14 protein-coding genes are annotated in these 15,578 nt (G+C 37.5%); 7 read left to right on the top strand and 7 right to left on the bottom strand.

Annotated features, from left to right (window positions below):
- Nucleotide 1 precedes the first annotated feature (1 nt).
- The 3 genes from SGJ10_13920 to trxA all read right to left on the bottom strand — a co-directional run bounded on the left by SGJ10_13920 (nucleotide 2) and on the right by trxA (nucleotide 1,929).
- Nucleotides 2–562, bottom strand: a complete 561-nt coding sequence (locus tag SGJ10_13920; GenBank protein MDZ4759219.1) for a hypothetical protein — start codon at nucleotides 560–562, stop codon at nucleotides 2–4.
- A 235-nt stretch (nucleotides 563–797) separates the two neighbouring features.
- Nucleotides 798–1,505, bottom strand: a complete 708-nt coding sequence (locus SGJ10_13915) for a DNA alkylation repair protein (GenBank protein ID MDZ4759218.1) — start codon at nucleotides 1,503–1,505, stop codon at nucleotides 798–800.
- Between the two features lie 100 nt (nucleotides 1,506–1,605).
- Nucleotides 1,606–1,929: a thioredoxin gene (gene trxA, locus SGJ10_13910; protein ID MDZ4759217.1), complete on the bottom strand. Its 324-nt coding sequence runs from the start codon at nucleotides 1,927–1,929 to the stop codon at nucleotides 1,606–1,608.
- Nucleotides 1,930–2,178: 249 nt separating this feature from the next.
- Between trxA and SGJ10_13905 the strand changes: the two genes are divergently transcribed.
- Complete coding sequence (locus SGJ10_13905; protein ID MDZ4759216.1) at nucleotides 2,179–2,592, top strand: MaoC family dehydratase; 414 nt, start codon at nucleotides 2,179–2,181, stop codon at nucleotides 2,590–2,592.
- Nucleotides 2,593–2,629: 37 nt separating this feature from the next.
- On the opposite strand, the gene SGJ10_13900 is transcribed toward SGJ10_13905, so the two are convergent.
- Together SGJ10_13900 and secDF are read right to left on the bottom strand one after the other, a co-directional pair.
- Nucleotides 2,630–2,956, bottom strand: coding sequence for a hypothetical protein (locus tag SGJ10_13900; GenBank protein MDZ4759215.1), 327 nt, complete (start codon nucleotides 2,954–2,956; stop codon nucleotides 2,630–2,632).
- A gap of 411 nt (nucleotides 2,957–3,367) precedes the next feature.
- Complete coding sequence (gene secDF / locus SGJ10_13895; protein MDZ4759214.1) at nucleotides 3,368–6,217, bottom strand: protein translocase subunit SecDF; 2,850 nt, start codon at nucleotides 6,215–6,217, stop codon at nucleotides 3,368–3,370.
- Nucleotides 6,218–6,397: 180 nt separating this feature from the next.
- On the opposite strand from secDF, the gene SGJ10_13890 reads away from it, so the two are divergent.
- The 4 genes from SGJ10_13890 to SGJ10_13875 all read left to right on the top strand — a co-directional run bounded on the left by SGJ10_13890 (nucleotide 6,398) and on the right by SGJ10_13875 (nucleotide 10,974).
- Entirely contained in the window at nucleotides 6,398–6,646 is a 249-nt protein-coding gene (locus SGJ10_13890; GenBank protein MDZ4759213.1) for a FeoA family protein, read from the top strand.
- On the top strand, nucleotides 6,621–8,717 hold the full coding sequence (gene feoB, locus SGJ10_13885) for a ferrous iron transport protein B (protein ID MDZ4759212.1): 2,097 nt from the start codon (nucleotides 6,621–6,623) through the stop codon (nucleotides 8,715–8,717). Before SGJ10_13890 ends, feoB begins: the two co-directional genes overlap by 26 nt.
- Nucleotides 8,718–8,781: 64 nt before the next feature.
- Complete coding sequence (locus SGJ10_13880) at nucleotides 8,782–10,452, top strand: WG repeat-containing protein (protein MDZ4759211.1); 1,671 nt, start codon at nucleotides 8,782–8,784, stop codon at nucleotides 10,450–10,452.
- A 147-nt stretch (nucleotides 10,453–10,599) separates the two neighbouring features.
- Nucleotides 10,600–10,974, top strand: a complete 375-nt coding sequence (locus tag SGJ10_13875; GenBank protein MDZ4759210.1) for a dihydroneopterin aldolase — start codon at nucleotides 10,600–10,602, stop codon at nucleotides 10,972–10,974.
- Here the strand turns inward: SGJ10_13875 and dinB are convergent.
- The gene (gene dinB / locus SGJ10_13870; protein MDZ4759209.1) at nucleotides 10,907–12,061 is read right to left on the bottom strand and encodes a DNA polymerase IV; all 1,155 of its coding nucleotides are present in this window, start codon (nucleotides 12,059–12,061) and stop codon (nucleotides 10,907–10,909) included. The genes SGJ10_13875 and dinB overlap by 68 nt on opposite strands.
- Before the next feature lie 33 nt (nucleotides 12,062–12,094).
- Nucleotides 12,095–12,760 (bottom strand): DUF4468 domain-containing protein, encoded by a 666-nt coding sequence (locus tag SGJ10_13865; GenBank protein ID MDZ4759208.1) that lies wholly within the window; start codon nucleotides 12,758–12,760, stop codon nucleotides 12,095–12,097.
- 151 nt (nucleotides 12,761–12,911) lie between these two features.
- Here SGJ10_13865 and SGJ10_13860 point away from each other — a divergent pair, with 151 nt between their 5' ends.
- Together SGJ10_13860 and SGJ10_13855 are read left to right on the top strand one after the other, a co-directional pair.
- Complete coding sequence (locus SGJ10_13860; protein MDZ4759207.1) at nucleotides 12,912–14,777, top strand: M1 family metallopeptidase; 1,866 nt, start codon at nucleotides 12,912–12,914, stop codon at nucleotides 14,775–14,777.
- 10 nt (nucleotides 14,778–14,787) lie between these two features.
- Nucleotides 14,788–15,285: a hypothetical protein gene (locus tag SGJ10_13855; protein ID MDZ4759206.1), complete on the top strand. Its 498-nt coding sequence runs from the start codon at nucleotides 14,788–14,790 to the stop codon at nucleotides 15,283–15,285.
- The last annotated feature ends 293 nt before the right edge of the window (nucleotides 15,286–15,578 follow it).

Here is a 15,578-nt window from a genome sequence, read left to right as displayed (position 1 = left end):
CCTATGGTATAATTACCCGAACACAAATACGTCCGCAAATTCTTTGGTAACCGATCCAATCGAATATAGAAATACCTACGCTGTTACTTGGGTTATCTACTGCAATTTTTCTAACTGGTTCGTCAAAAGTATACTGGTATTTTTCTTTCATGTAATAATATCCAATGCGAAAACCTGCATACAATTCGTTTTGTTTTGAATGACAGAAATACCTGTTCATCCCTGCCATTACCCTTGCCCTATATAATATTGTGTGTGTTCTTCTTGTTTCAGTTTTGAACCACGAATTCCCCTCGTATGTATATATATGTCCGCGATTATAATTTATATAATGATTCTCGCTATAATTAACTTCAAGCACAGTGCCGGTTTTCCCTTTTCTGGCTTCACAGGTTATAATAACAGGTCCTAAAGGCCAAGTCTTCCTACCCTCAATTAACCACAGCAGGTTCAATCCATAGCATCCTGAAATACTATACTGAAAAGCATTTTTTTCGGGATGACCTGCATAAAGGTTAATTGTGCAATGAAGGATGATTATTATACAGGCAACTTTTTTCATTGTGGTGTGCGTTCTTGGGTTGCAAAAAAATAAATGGTTTCAAAGTTATGATATTTAACGTACATGTTAAACGGGTCAATTTAGCTATTTCGTCCTTCATTTCTTTTCTCTCACCCCACGTTGTCGGCGTTCTGCGAATTGTGACTTACAGTAGCAATCAGGTTTTGCTCCCTAAAGGTTCTGGACGACAAAAGTAGAACCCATTTCTTGTTTCACTTATTACCATAAAATATATCTAGCACCTCGCCTCCTTCCGTTTCTTCCCAATTTTTCCAGCAGCTTTCACCTTTAATATATATTCTTTGGCTGTAGGTACTTTGCAACATGTGCCGCCCATTTCTACTTCTACGTTACCAATCTTTTCGGCAGTGGCAATGGCTTTATCGGTAAGTGATTCTATATACGAACCCACAGCAATTACAAATCCATTCATGGTATATCGAACACGATTGGGGGCACTATGTATATTTTTGGCGACGCGGTTTAAGATTTTATCCAATAATTGTATATTCAATTCGGCATCTGGTTTAAGAGATACCACACTTGCTAAAGTAGCCCAACCGCATGATGCTATTTTGGGGTCAGGAGAATCTATCCACTCCATGCCCAGTATCCAACCGTAAAAACTTTCGGCAGCAATCCAGGGCACAGTAAATTCGCTCACCATGTGCCAGCTAGCATTTTCGGCCCAGCGTTGTAAGTCTTCTTTGGTTATTCTTTTTTCATCGGCTATAAGTCCCGCTAAATACATAGCATCGGAATTGCCGCTATCATATAGCTGCAATGAAAGTTCATAATCTTTCTTGACCTTTTTTTGTATGATTTTCATATCACCAATTTTTACACCGAAGAAAGGTTCTTTGGCACCATGGTTGGCCCATGTTTTTCTGGTTTGGGCAGTGCCCATTTTTTCTAATTCTCTTAGTACTTCTTTACAGTTCATGCTGGTATATTTTTATACAAATTAATTATATATTTCTTTAATGAACAAACAAAAAAAACCCGCAGTGTTCACTACGGGTTCAATTTCTTTTTCGGTAAATTTAAGAAGCTATTTGGTTGTCTAGTTTGCCCGCCAATACATTCTTTGGTACGGCACCTACTTGTTTATCGACCAACTGCCCGCCTTTAAAAATCAACAAGGTGGGGATACTTCGGATACCATATTCTTGCGAAATGCCGGGGTTAAAGTCTACATTCATTTTCCCTATCACTGCTTTTCCCTCATATTCTTTCGAAAGTTCTTCTACGATAGGGCCCACCATACGGCAGGGGCCACACCATTCTGCCCAAAAATCGACCAATACGGGTTTGTCTGAATTCATTACAACCTCTTGCCAGTTGCTGTCTGTTATTTCTATTGCCATTGTGTTATATAATTTTATTCGGTTACAAATGTATATTGTTTTTGCATTCAATGCTTATCCTATATTTTAATAATTCTATATAAGTGCATGCTGATGCAAATGGTAGCTTGACTTTTGTCAAATGTCAACAACTTATACCAACAACAGAGCAAAGGCTTTTGTTTTTGTAACTTTGCAAAAAAAATCTGAGATATATCATATCTTTTTAAATCTTCGATTTTTGAAACCATTAACTTATAATAAATTAACATGATAACAGCAGGAGAAACTTTTAACCACCGCTTTTCTTATACACAAGAGCAGGTGAATGTATTTGCCCAAGTATCGGGCGATACCAACCCATTGCATATAGATGAAGCGTATGCAAAAAACAGCATGTTTGGTCAGCGTATTATGCACGGTTACCTAGGTGCTTGTGTATTCACCAAAATTTTCGGCACCTTGTTTTATGCCGATGGCAATGTGTACCTATCGCAAAGTATGAAGTTTATGAAACCGATGTTTGCAGGTAGAGAATATGAAGCCCGCCTCACTGTAAAAGAAGTAAACTACGAAAAAAATAGAGCCGTTATCGAAACGAATATTTACGAAGTAGGAACCAATGAACTTACTACCACAGGCGAAGCTATGTTGCTTAACCGCCAGCAGTTTGTAAATGCTTAATAAAATATATTAAGGTGTGGTCCATTCGCTCTTAGGTTTACCGTTTAAGAAAGCTGTAACAATCTAGCAAGCGAGGTTTTAATACCCTGTCATTTTTTGTGGCATAGTCTAAGATATGCGAGGCTATGGGAAAGGTACAGCAATTTACTGCGGTTGTCAATCCCCATAATTTTGATTGGAGATGAAGCGTAGCACTTTTGCCCACCGATGCTGAAGAAACAACAATATCAACATTTGCTTTATAGGGCAGAAATACAGCAGGCATTTTAATTTTATCGAAACCAACCCCTCTGTATTTTATATAATCGGCAGTGCTAATATTAATATTTTCACCTTTGTAAGTAACTGTGACAAATGTATTCATTCTGCAATGGGCAAGTCAATACGCAAAAAGTAGTAATGCCAATCCATTGCTAATAGCTTTTTTTGGTTGCAGACTTGGCAGTTATTACATAGTTATACCATTTCTTAAACTACAATAGTTCTCTGCTTGGGGCGGATTGGTTTTTAGAATGGTAATGCCGAACTAGAATATGTTTAGTCCCACTTTTTTTGGACTATTATATATTGAGTTTCGGTATTACTGTTCGCAGAACGGCGACAATGGGGGTTTCGATAAAAAATATATTTCAACAAAAAAAGACGCCCGATTTCGCAGGCGTCTTTATAAAACTCTTTTATATTAATTAATATCTGAACTAAAAATCGGTGCTTGGATAGAAAGCTTCTCTTTTGAGCCTAACGAAAAAAGAGGAGTATTTGAACTAGCACTTAATTAGCTCTTGTCTTTGTCGAAATCTACCACAACTGGTGTAGCTATACATATAGATGAATAGGTTCCAATCACAATACCTATAAGTAGTGAGAAAGAGAATCCACGTATTACTTCACCACCGAATATAAAGATTGCCAAAATTACGATAAAGATAGTCAAAGAGGTAATTAAGGTACGGCTAAGTGTACTGTTCAAGGCGTGGTTAATAACCGTTATCTTTTCTTCTCCTTCAAGCTCACGTTTCTTGCGCAAGTTCAGGTATTCCCTTATTCTGTCGAACACCACCACCGTATCGGTCATTGAATAACCCATAACGGTAAGCAGAGCTGCAATAAAATCTTGATCTATTTCTAACGTGAAAGGCATTACTCCATTTAATATAGTATAGAAGGAAAGAATGATGAGCACGTCGTGGAAGAGAGCTACTGTTGCACCCAAGCCATATTGCCATTTGCGGAATCGTATCATAATAAAGATAAACATGAGCACACACGAAAATAAAATGGCCCATATAGCAGTCTGTTTAATATCATCAGCTATGGTCGGTTCTACTTTTTGCGAACTCTTTATATCTAGTTTTGTAACGCCCCAATTATGCAAGCCCGCAATCAAAGCACCTTCTACGATAGAATCCGTTTTATTGTCGGTTTCATTAATTTTATAAGTAGTTGTAATTTTTTTTCGACTTTCTCCAAAAGTTTTTACTTCGGGAGGGTTGCCAAGTGTTTTAGCCAATTCAGCACGCAGCTCGTCATTGGAAGCAGTTTTGTTAAACTCAACGGTATAAGTACGACCACCTTTAAATCCTACACCGAAATTAAACCCATTGATAAAGTAAAATACTACACCCAAAGCTATAATACTAGAGGAGAATAAATAATATGATTTACGACGTTTAACCCAATCGATATTGATATTGCGGAAAGCACCTTTGCTAAAATTGGTACTGAACCTGATCTCCTTGTTTTTGCTCAACCAACGTTCAAAAACCATACGGGTGATAAAGATAGCGGAGAACAATGAAGTGAGGATACCTATAATAAGTGTGGTTGCAAATCCTTGAACTGGGCCTGTTCCAAACATATATAATATAATTCCTAATAATAAGGTAGTGATATTGGAGTCCAAGATGGACGACATCGCATTTTTATAACCATCTCGTATAGCGTTGCTAGTAGCTTTCCCACTCAACAACTCTTCACGAATACGTTCAAATATTAAAATATTAGCATCCACCGACAGACCAATGGTAAGCACAATGCCTGCTATACCTGGCATGGTGAGCACTGCATTAAGCGAAGCCAACACACCCATAATAAAGAATACGTTACAGAACAAAGCGATATCGGCAACCCAACCTGCATTACTATAATAGAATACCATAAATACCAATACCAATAATAAAGCTATAATAAAGGAAAGCAAACCTGCATTAATAGATTCCTGACCCAAGGTAGGACCTACTATAGCTTCTTCAACAATATGTGCTGGAGCTGGCAACTGACCTGCTTTTAATATATTGGCCATGTCGCTTGCTTCCTCATCGGTGAAGTTTCCTGTAATCTGCGATTGCCCGTTGGGTATTTCATTAATAACCCTTGGTGCCGAATAAACCACACTATCCAAGACGATGGCTATAAACTTATCTTTGTTTTGCCCTGTTATCAGTTTCCATGCTTTTGCACCGTCGCTGTTCATGCTCATCGAAATTTCTTTGGCACCACCTTGGTTCACATCTTTTCTAGCATCAGTAATTACGCTACCGTCCAATAAAGGTGAGCCATCATTTTTAGTTTCGATAATATAAACCCCATAAAAAGGTTCTGACTTAGAACGTTGTTTGGCAGCATATAATAAACGTACATTTGGGGCCAACGACTTCATATCGGCCATTTGTATTAAATTATTGAATTTAGGTGTGTCTTTTACGGACACGTAACACAATACATTTTCTTCGCCATTGGAATTTACGCGTTGAAAATATTTCGCAAATGGAATGGAATCGAAAACTTTATTATCTAGTGCTTGCTGGCCTGTGTCTTTTACCAATGCGGTATCTAATTTTATACCTCCCATTTTATTACGAACGGCAGTATTCATGCGATCCCATACACCATCCTTTTGGGCAAATTGTTTAAGGTCGTAGGTACGATAAAACTCTAAGCGTGCAGTACCTTGCAAAAGTTTCTTTACACGCACAGGGTCGCTCACACCGGGCAATTCCACCAAAATACGGCCTGTTGTCCCCAATTTTTGTATATTAGGCTGGGTGGTACCAAACTTGTCGATACGCGACCTTAGGATTTTGAAAGTACGATCGATAGCATCAGTGGCTTGCTTGCGTATATAGCTAATTACTTCATCGTTCGATGATACATTTGTTATATACTTGGAGTTATCTTTATTTGCAAAAATTCCTGCAAGGCTTTTGCTTGGGCTTTTGTCTTTAAACGATTCATAGAATAAATCCACAAAACCTTTTTGGCTAGTAAGCTGCCTTTTATAGGCTTCATCCATAGCACCATTGAAATCGGGATTGGTGCTGTTTTTTGCAAGGTTGCGGATAAGGTCGGGAATTGAAACTTCTAAAGTGGCGTTCATTCCACCTTTTAAGTCCAGTCCTAAATTTATTTCCCGGTCTTTGCATTGCCTATAAGTAAATGGCAAAATTGGATATACTTTTTCGGAACTAACCGAATCAAGATATTGTTTTTCGAGGATGGGGTTCCCGTTCGCAAAGTCGGCGGCATCGCTTTCTACCCACTTTGTTACCAATGTAAATGACAGTTGGAACATGCAGACCAATGCGAATGCAATGGCAAATACCTTAATGGCTCCTTGGCTTTTCATACTTTAAATTATTCCTTTTTAAGTTATTGATTTTAATATTGTTATATCTATATACGGTTTTGTAAAAAGAGGGGCAAATATAGACCTATACCCATACCTTTCCAAACCCATTCACAAGTTTTTCACAAATCTTTTGCCTAGCTCTTTAGAAATGTTCTAAATTGCAAGCGATTTCAACACATGTACTTGTCCGAACTAAAAAAGGGGGAAACCGCTATAATAGAAGCCATTGAAGCCGATGATCTGTTGGCCAAGTTATTCGAAATGGGCTGTGTTCCTGGTGAAAAAGTAAAAATGGTTTTGATTGCCCCTTTTGGCGACCCCGTTGCTATTCAGGTAGCTGGCTATACCTTGGCTATGCGGGTGCAAGAAGCAGCAAAAGTGCGTATCAGAAAAGATAGTTTTGGTTCTAAAAAAATTAAACTTTAATTATATCAGCACCAAACCTATCCATATTGCCCTAGTAGGAAATCCAAACTCAGGAAAATCTACTTTGTTTAATGCCATTACTGGCCTTAACCAAAAAGTAAGCAATTTTCCAGGCACTACGGTCGATTATAAATGGGCAGATGTTGGAAATGCACGAATCATTGACCTGCCAGGCACTTATAGTATATATCCCAAAAGTGGCGATGAACAGGTAACGGTTTCCACCATCTTAGGTCAAAAAACAGGATTCGAACCACATAAAATTGTAGTAGTTGCAGATGCTTCAAATTTGAAACGCTCACTGCTTTTGTGTTTGCAGGTAATTGACTTGGGGATGCCTACTGTATTGGCTTTGAACATGCTAGATGTTGCTGCACAAAAACATATACAAATTGATTCGGTAGAACTATCCAAACTATTAGGTATACCTGTGGTTGAAATTAATGCACGCAAAAGACAGGGCATTGATTTATTAGAAAAAACTGTTGCCAATTTAAAAAGCCCGTCCAAAATATTTTACCAAATTAATCCAGCCATTGTCGAATTTTTGGAAGAACTAAAAATTGTGATCAATACGGGCAATATGTATAAAGATTTGGTATTGGCCCATCAAGTTTCTGTTGCGTCGCATTCAAAACAAAATATAGCACGCGTTTTTTCAAAATATGAATTTGAAACTGGGAAATTACAAGCACGCGAAACCGTGGATCGATTCAAACAGATTGATGAAATACTGATTGAGTGTATTACAAAAACGGCACATGTAACCGACCGCAGTAATTTTGCAGATAAATTTATAACACACAAAGTTTGGGGATTGCTCATCTTTTTTGCCTTATTATTTGTGATGTTCCAAAGTATATTCTGGCTAGCACGCTGGCCCATGGAATTAATCGAACAAGGATTTATTAGCCTCAGTTCATATACATTGCAACAATTACCTAACAGTATGTTGGGAGATTTATTGGCCAATGGTGTTCTATCAGGAATATCAGGCGTCTTGGTTTTTGTTCCGCAAATTGTTATATTGTTTTCATTGCTCACCCTACTCGAAGACAGCGGCTATATGGCTCGCGTTAGTTTCATCATGGACCGACTGATGCGAAGCTTTGGACTTAACGGTAAATCGGTGGTGCCACTTATTGGAGGTATGGCTTGTGCAGTGCCTTCTATAATGGCAACCAGAAATATAGAAAATGTGCGTGACCGTTTGATAACTATTATGGTTATACCTTTAATGAGTTGCAGTGCCCGGTTGCCAGTATATGTTTTGCTCATTGGTCTTATAGTGCCCGACACACAGGTATGGGGTATATTGAGCATGCAAGGTTTGGTAATGTTGGGAATGTATCTCGTAGGTTTTGTTGCCGCACTTTTGGTAGCATGGGTTTTTAAAATGGTATTGAAACAAAACAAGAAAAATTATTTTATATTAGAAATGCCTGCCTATAAATGGCCTACTATTAATAATGTTTCATTAGTAGTATGGAGCCGCGTAAAAATATTCGTAAAAGAAGCAGGACTTATTATACTTTGTGTATCCGTTTTGTTATGGTTTTTAGGAAGTTATGGGCCAGGTGATACTTTTGAAAAAATAGAAAATAAATATAGGCAAGCGATTTATAAAGATTCTATCAATGCACCTTCGCAAATGCAGGCCGAAAAGCTGGAAGCATCGTATGCAGGGCATTTTGGCAAATGGATAGAACCTGCCATCAGTCCTTTAGGTTTCGATTGGAAAATTGGGATTGCACTGCTCAGTTCATTTGCAGCACGAGAAGTTTTTGTGGGAACCATGTCGGCCATATATAGTATTGGTGATGGAGAAGGGCACCTAAGTTTGAAACATAAAATGCAGGCAGAAATAAATATACAAACTGGCAAGCCAAGATATAGTATGGCCACCGTGTGGTCGCTCATGTTCTTTTACGCATTTGCCCTGCAATGTACTAGCACCATTGCGGTGGTATATAGGGAGACTAAATCGTGGAAATGGCCCCTATTGCAAATTGTGATACTTACAGGAATGGCATACCTAGCCAGCTTAACTATATACCAGCTATTTTCCTGATAAAATTCTGAATACCACCTTTTGGGTATGTGATAAATAGATTGACAAGCCCTTACTTTGCCTTATGAAAATATTTGCTACCTTCATTATTATACTAACTATTACTAGCCAAATTTGTGCTCAAAAATTTAGCTTTAATATGATGACGTCTAGATATAGCCTCCACAACAAAAAAGGCAAGACTATCTGTGCCGAATGTTATTTAGAAGTCAGAACTTTCAAAAATGGGAAGGCTTGGGTAAAAGATACATCAGGAGCAGAGCATAGCAGCGAATATACGAGCGACGGGTATTCAGTTGGCAATCCAAAGGATTATGCACTGTGGGGTTTGATAAATAAAAAAGGACAATGGGTAGTGAAACCCAGTTATAATGTATTGGATACTTTTATAGATGGTAAAGCTATTATAACAAAGTATAGTTATAAATATTATTATACAAGCCTCTCTTCCGATTTTACAGAAAGAGTCGATTCATTTAAAGGGATAGAAAATGATTATAATTATCGACACGTGCGATTTTTCGATTTAAATCCTAACAATGGTATGGTAGCAGAAAGTGGTAAAGAAATTATACCAATAAAATATCCAGAACTATATAGATATATTAATGGCTATGCCCTTGCAAGCCTGGGTATAAGGCCTAAAATGTATGACCCAAATAACTTGCAGAAAATATCCTATAGTAATACTTCCAACGATACGCATACCAGATATATATTGTTTGATGAAAAAGGGAATATATATAAAAGATTATACCACCAAGAAATAGTTCCCCAATACATAACTACCAGTTCCGAAAATTATTTCAATTCTCCCGAGTTTAGTGAAAACGCCTTCATATATAAAAAGCCCCCGCTTTTTTATTCCTATATGGACGTGCACGACAATGTGGAATATTATGGATTGCTTGATAGTAAAGGGAATGAATTTATACCTCCCTATGTATTTACCAATCAAAGAGAAAATGTTACCTTCGTATTGGATGATATAAACGACCCATACGTTGGCCATGATACCGCCATCATCACGTATAGTAGACCTCCTTTTTACTATGATTCATTAAGTGGTCAATTGTTTTTCAAATTTGTAAATGGGAAAACAAATTCATCATTAGTAGCCGATGATAAAGGAACGATATTATATAAAAGTAATAATGAGTTTTTTTTAAATTCTTTCCCATCTAATTCTTTTCGTTATATTAATTTTGCACATGCCAATGGTACTTATATAATAAATTTTAGTTGCCCAATTGGTGAAAATTATGATACCGTAAAAAAATATTTTGACCAGTTCAAACCCTTTCCCAATATGGAAATTGAAGCATTTCAGGGAAATCCGAATGATACAACTTCTAGTAAAATTGGGCACAAGTTATATATCACACACCGAGACTCGTTATATGGACTTATCAATAAAAGCTTAAAAGAAATTATTCCTATAAAGTACGCGGCAGTATATGAAGATGGGAGCGGGGAACTTTTTCCTAGCGGGGCACGATTTGACTATGCACCACCAAATATATTATATATTAATCAAACGGGCCAATATATATACTCAGGAAAAAATATAACAACGAGCAGAATGGAAGCATTTATTATATCGCCCGATGGAGAAATTGTTACAAATATTATTGATTGCACGGATATTGTGTGGGAGCCACAAAAATTGATGTACTCAATAACTTTATTAGGGGGCGTCAATAAATTATGTGACACTAAAGGCAATATAAAATAATTACAACTGGCAGATATGTAGTCAGCACGCAATAGCTATCCTAGGTATAACATGCTGATTGTATCTTGACTGCCATATTCCTAACAAATTTAATTTGTGTATTCGGGTTTTCTGTTGTTCGTTTGCTCTTTTATATTATAATAATAAATGAATTATACTGTCAAACTAGACCGAATGTATTTTAGGGCCAACCATGGGCTATATGATTTTGAAAAAGAACAAGGCAATGATTTTTATTTGAATGTGGAAGTAAAAATCATCCTTCCTGGCACCCACGTATTTGCCAATATTGAACATGCTACCAATTACGAAATTATAGCTTTGGTTTGCAAAAAACACATGGCAGGAACTTACGACTTATTGGAGCAAGTGGCACATATAATTGCATTGGATTTATTTCAGGTGCTCCCACTTGCAGGCATTGTTACGGTAGAAATCACCAAAGCGAAACCGCCTATCGATTTGGATTGTGCGGGTTCGGTAGTGCGGCTTGAGTTGAATCGCGGAGAAATAGGTCGCTAAAAGGAAGTTTTAATTGCAAGTCGAAAGCAACTGAAAGACTTAGTTGTGGCGGGGTTTGCTCTTCTATGTTCAAGTTCGATATACTTATACCAAGCAGCCTAACAGGCTTATGAGGCAATTCAGGATTATATAATAGTGCTACGGCATGTTCTAATAATTCCTCTGCTTCATTCACCCATTCCGTAAAAGTTTTGCTCCGTGTTTTGAGTTCAAAATCATGGTATTTAATTTTTAAAGTAAGGGTATGCCCCTTCAGTTCTCTTTTTTCTAAACGGTGTGCCACTGTCTTTGCGATCACACTTAATTGAGCTATCAAATCGTCGGGTTCTATAATATCTGAATCGAAGGTTTCCTCGGCACCTAATGACTTACGAACCCAGTCGGTTTTTACTTCCCGATAGTCGATACACCGCACTATATGGTAATAAAATGTGCCCGCTTTACCGAAGTGCTTTTCCAAAAAATCAAGTTCATGTGCTCTAATGTCAAGGCCTGTATGTATTCCATGCTTACGCATTCTCTCTGCTGTTTTTTCCCCTATTCCGTGAAATTTTTCAATGGGTAGTTTATCTAAAAGTGCTTGTGCATCGCCGGGTAAAATAACTTTGAGGCCATCGGGTTTGTTCATATCACTTGCTATTTTGGCTAGAAACTTATTGAAAGATACCCCTGCTGAGGCCGTAAGTCCTGTTATATCAAATATCTTTTGTTTGATAGATTTGGCTATTTTAGCAGCATATATATTGCCAACTTTATTTTCGGTTACATCCAAGTAGGCTTCATCCAAACTCATAGGTTGAACCAAATCAGTAAACTCGTGGAATATTCCCATTACTAGCCCCGATACTTCGCGGTATCGTTCAAAGTGCGGTCTGACAAAAATAAGATGGGGGCATTTTTGTTTGGCTGTCTTGCCTGACATGGCTGAACGTACACCAAATTTCCGTGCTTCATAACTAGCTGCCGCAACCACGCCACGATTTTCGCCACCTCCAACAGCAATGGCCTTGCCCCTTAGCGAAGGATTGTCATATTGTTCGACGGATGCAAAAAACGCATCCATATCTACATGGATGATTTTACGCATAATAAAAAAAGTTTGAAGGTTGCGAGTGAGAAACTAAAAGTCGTCTTCCTCTGAAATTTTTGGATTCTCGAGCGACTTCTTAATTTCCTCTAATAATTTCTTGATGTCGATATCAGCACCTTGGAGCAATGCATCCGTTTGTTTCTTTTTGTGCTTTACTTGAATATAATATTCAAAAGGTGTTACGTCCAATGGTTCTTTCCTAGCTTCTTTGTCCAATGGGTCAACTTCGGGTTCGTATATAATATTGTCAATAATATATTTATATTTCTCGTCTTTGAATATAAGCGTTAAGTTAAAAACTATAAAACCATTGCTTTGTCTGCTATACTTATTGCCTGCAGGTACAGAAGCAAATCGAGCCCTAACAATTAGTTTTTCATTTGGTTTGTCTAATAATATTAGTTTTTTGTTTTTAGATAATTGGTATTTACCGTTAGCCCAACGTTTTGCACGAAGGTAAAAAGAATCTGCTTGAGTCTCTGTTTGATCCACTATAGCTTTATAAGTAACCAATTGTGTAATTGAATCAACGTTCATTTTAAAACGTTCGTATTTGGGGGTAGTAGGCTGAACGATAGAATCTGCAACCAATGTGGTATCTACAGGTGTTTCATCTTGAGCTACAGCACTATAGCTAAACATTAACATAATGATTAATGTTTTTACCCACTTGCTGATTTTTGAAATTCGAGACATTTTATAAAGTATTATATAGCTTTTTATTTTGGTTATGGCTATTTGAGGCAACGAAAATATGGGATATTTTTGAATTCCTTTTAAACAATCCAAATTTTTTTGTTCAACTTGCGTCCAAATAACTAAACTTTGATGTAAGTATTTTTGCAATATGAAAAGATTTTTGAAATTTGAAATTAGACAAATCCCTTTATTGGCGTTAATTTTAGCCCTCAGTTGTACTGATAATGACTTGAAAAACAACATGTCAGAAATTGATAAACATTCTTTCGCAATTCCCAATGAAGCGAAGGTGACCCATTTAGACTTGAACTTGAAGGTAGATTTCATAACTAAGACATTAAGTGGATATGTGGATTTATTGGTTGAAAACAAAACTCATACCAAGCAACTGATTTTAGATTCGAGGGATTTAACCCTAGAAAAAATTGAAATTGATGGAAATAGTCAGCCTACAGAATTTAAATTGGGAGATACCATAAAATATTTGGGGCAATCTTTAACCATCAAAATTACACCCGATACCAAAAAAGTGCGGATATATTATCGTACTTCTGCACAATCTTCTGCTATTCAATGGCTGGATGCAAGTCAAACCTCGGGCGGGAAACATCCATTTATGTTTACGCAAAGTCAGGCCATACTGGCCCGAAGTTGGGTGCCACTTCAAGATGGCCCCGGTGTTAAGTTTACCTATAATGCCACTATTACCTGCCCTAGCAACCTCATGGCCCTAATGAGTGCAGAGAACGATACTGCAAAACACGTTGACGGTATCTACCATTTCAAACAGGCCAAGCCCATCCCAAGTTATTTAATGGCTTTGGCGGTGGGAGATATCGCATTTAAAAAACTGGGGGACAATTGCGGCATCTACGCTGAACCGAATATGTTGGAAAAGGCTGCATGGGAATTTGCGGATATGGGCACTATGATAAAATCGGCAGAGGGGCTTTACGGGAAGTACTTATGGGGCCAATATGATGTATTGGTTTTGCCGCCTAGTTTCCCTTTTGGTGGTATGGAAAACCCTTGCCTCACTTTTGCTACCCCTACTGTAATAGCTGGCGATAGAAGTTTGGTGTCGTTAGTGGCACATGAACTTGCACATAGTTGGAGTGGCAACTTAGTGACCAATGCCACTTGGGACGACTTTTGGTTGAACGAGGGTTTTACTGTTTATTTTGAACATCGTATTATGGAAAAAATATACGGGAAGCTTTATGTGGATATGCTTTGCAAACTTGAGCTTGATGAAATGAAAAAAGAGATGAGCGAAATGGGAGATACCAATCCCGATACGAAATTAAAATTGAAGTTGGCAGGGCGTGATCCTGATGAAGGTGTAACTGACATTGCTTATATAAAAGGTTGCTTCTTTTTGCAAACTATTGAAAACACGGTAGGTAGGGAGAAGTGGGACCAATTTGTAAATACTTATTTCAAAACTTTTGCTTTCAAAAGCATCACCACCGAGCGTTTCCTCGAATATCTAAATTCGGAACTTATTAAGGGAAATAAGCAGTGGCAAGAAAAAATTAAAATTAATGAATGGGTATATGGAACAGGTCTTCCTTCAAATTACCCAAATATACAAAGTAGCGAGCTTCACAAATCGGAGCGGGCTGCCAAAGAATTTACGAATCCCGAAAAACTAGATACAAAAGGTTGGACAACGCATCATTGGTTGCATTTCCTACGGTCACTTCCTAAAAAAATAGCTTTGAAAGACCTAGAGAAGTTGGATGCTAAATTCAAATTTACGCAATCAGGCAACTGCGAAATTTTATGCGATTGGTTTCAGATAGCTATTGTTAACCATTATGAAGCTGCGTATAAGGCTTTGGAAAAATATTTATGCACGGTGGGACGTCGTAAATTTGTGGAACCCTTATATGAAAAGCTACTGACTTACCCACAAATAAAGGCGTTGGCGAAAGATATATATTGCAAAGCCCGACCAAGTTACCATACTGTTACTCGAACAACTATTGACCAAATGATGGAAAACAAGTAATATTGCAGCCATGAATTTACGTTTAAACATTTGTATTATTTTCTTTTGCCTTGTTTCAGTCAAGGCAAATTCGCAAAACGCCTCTAAAGATACAGTTCCGGTATTAAAATTATTTTCAGGATTTGGCGAGCACACCATCCGCAATAAACAGAAGATATCTTTTAAGATGACCAATTCTCTAACAAAGTTTAACGGCACTATTATGAATATGGATCCTGACACTTTGTTTATGAAAAATGGAATGAAAGTGCCCTTGCACCGTATCCGAGAAATTGGTTACTTCGGTCGTCAGGAAAAGATTATCCGTGTTGGGGCACTTGCTATGGGTATTGTTTCTGGCATACTCATTTATCGATTTGCAACACAGCAAGACCGAGGCATAACAACTTTAGTAGTAGTACCTGCCATGACCATTGCACTTTTTACTTACCCAAAACGCATGTTTAAAGTACCACAACCCTGGACCCTTCAAGTAATGCGACCTATTAAATCGCCGTTTACTTATTAGGATTGCGGATGCGGTCCTCCTCCAGAGTGTTCTTATTTTATTGATTTATTATATATTAACATGAATAAAACAATTTTTTTTTTGAGCATTTTTTTTTGTTCGCTTAATGTGGCAGCAATATTATACCAATTCTTAAACTAAAATAGTTCTCCGCCTGTGGTGGATTTAGTTTTTAGAATGGTAATGCCGAACTACAATAGACCTCTTTCATAATTCGATTCTAATAAATATAAAGGTTTGAAACACGAATTTTAAAACTTAGAATGCTGCCCTTTTTTATTTACAGCAGCCCG

This window comes from Bacteroidota bacterium, assembly GCA_034439655.1.
GTDB lineage: Bacteria > Bacteroidota > Bacteroidia > UKL13-3 > UKL13-3 > CANJUD01.
Note: the sequence above shows the minus strand (reverse complement) of the source record. Positions and strands in the feature narration are given on the sequence as shown.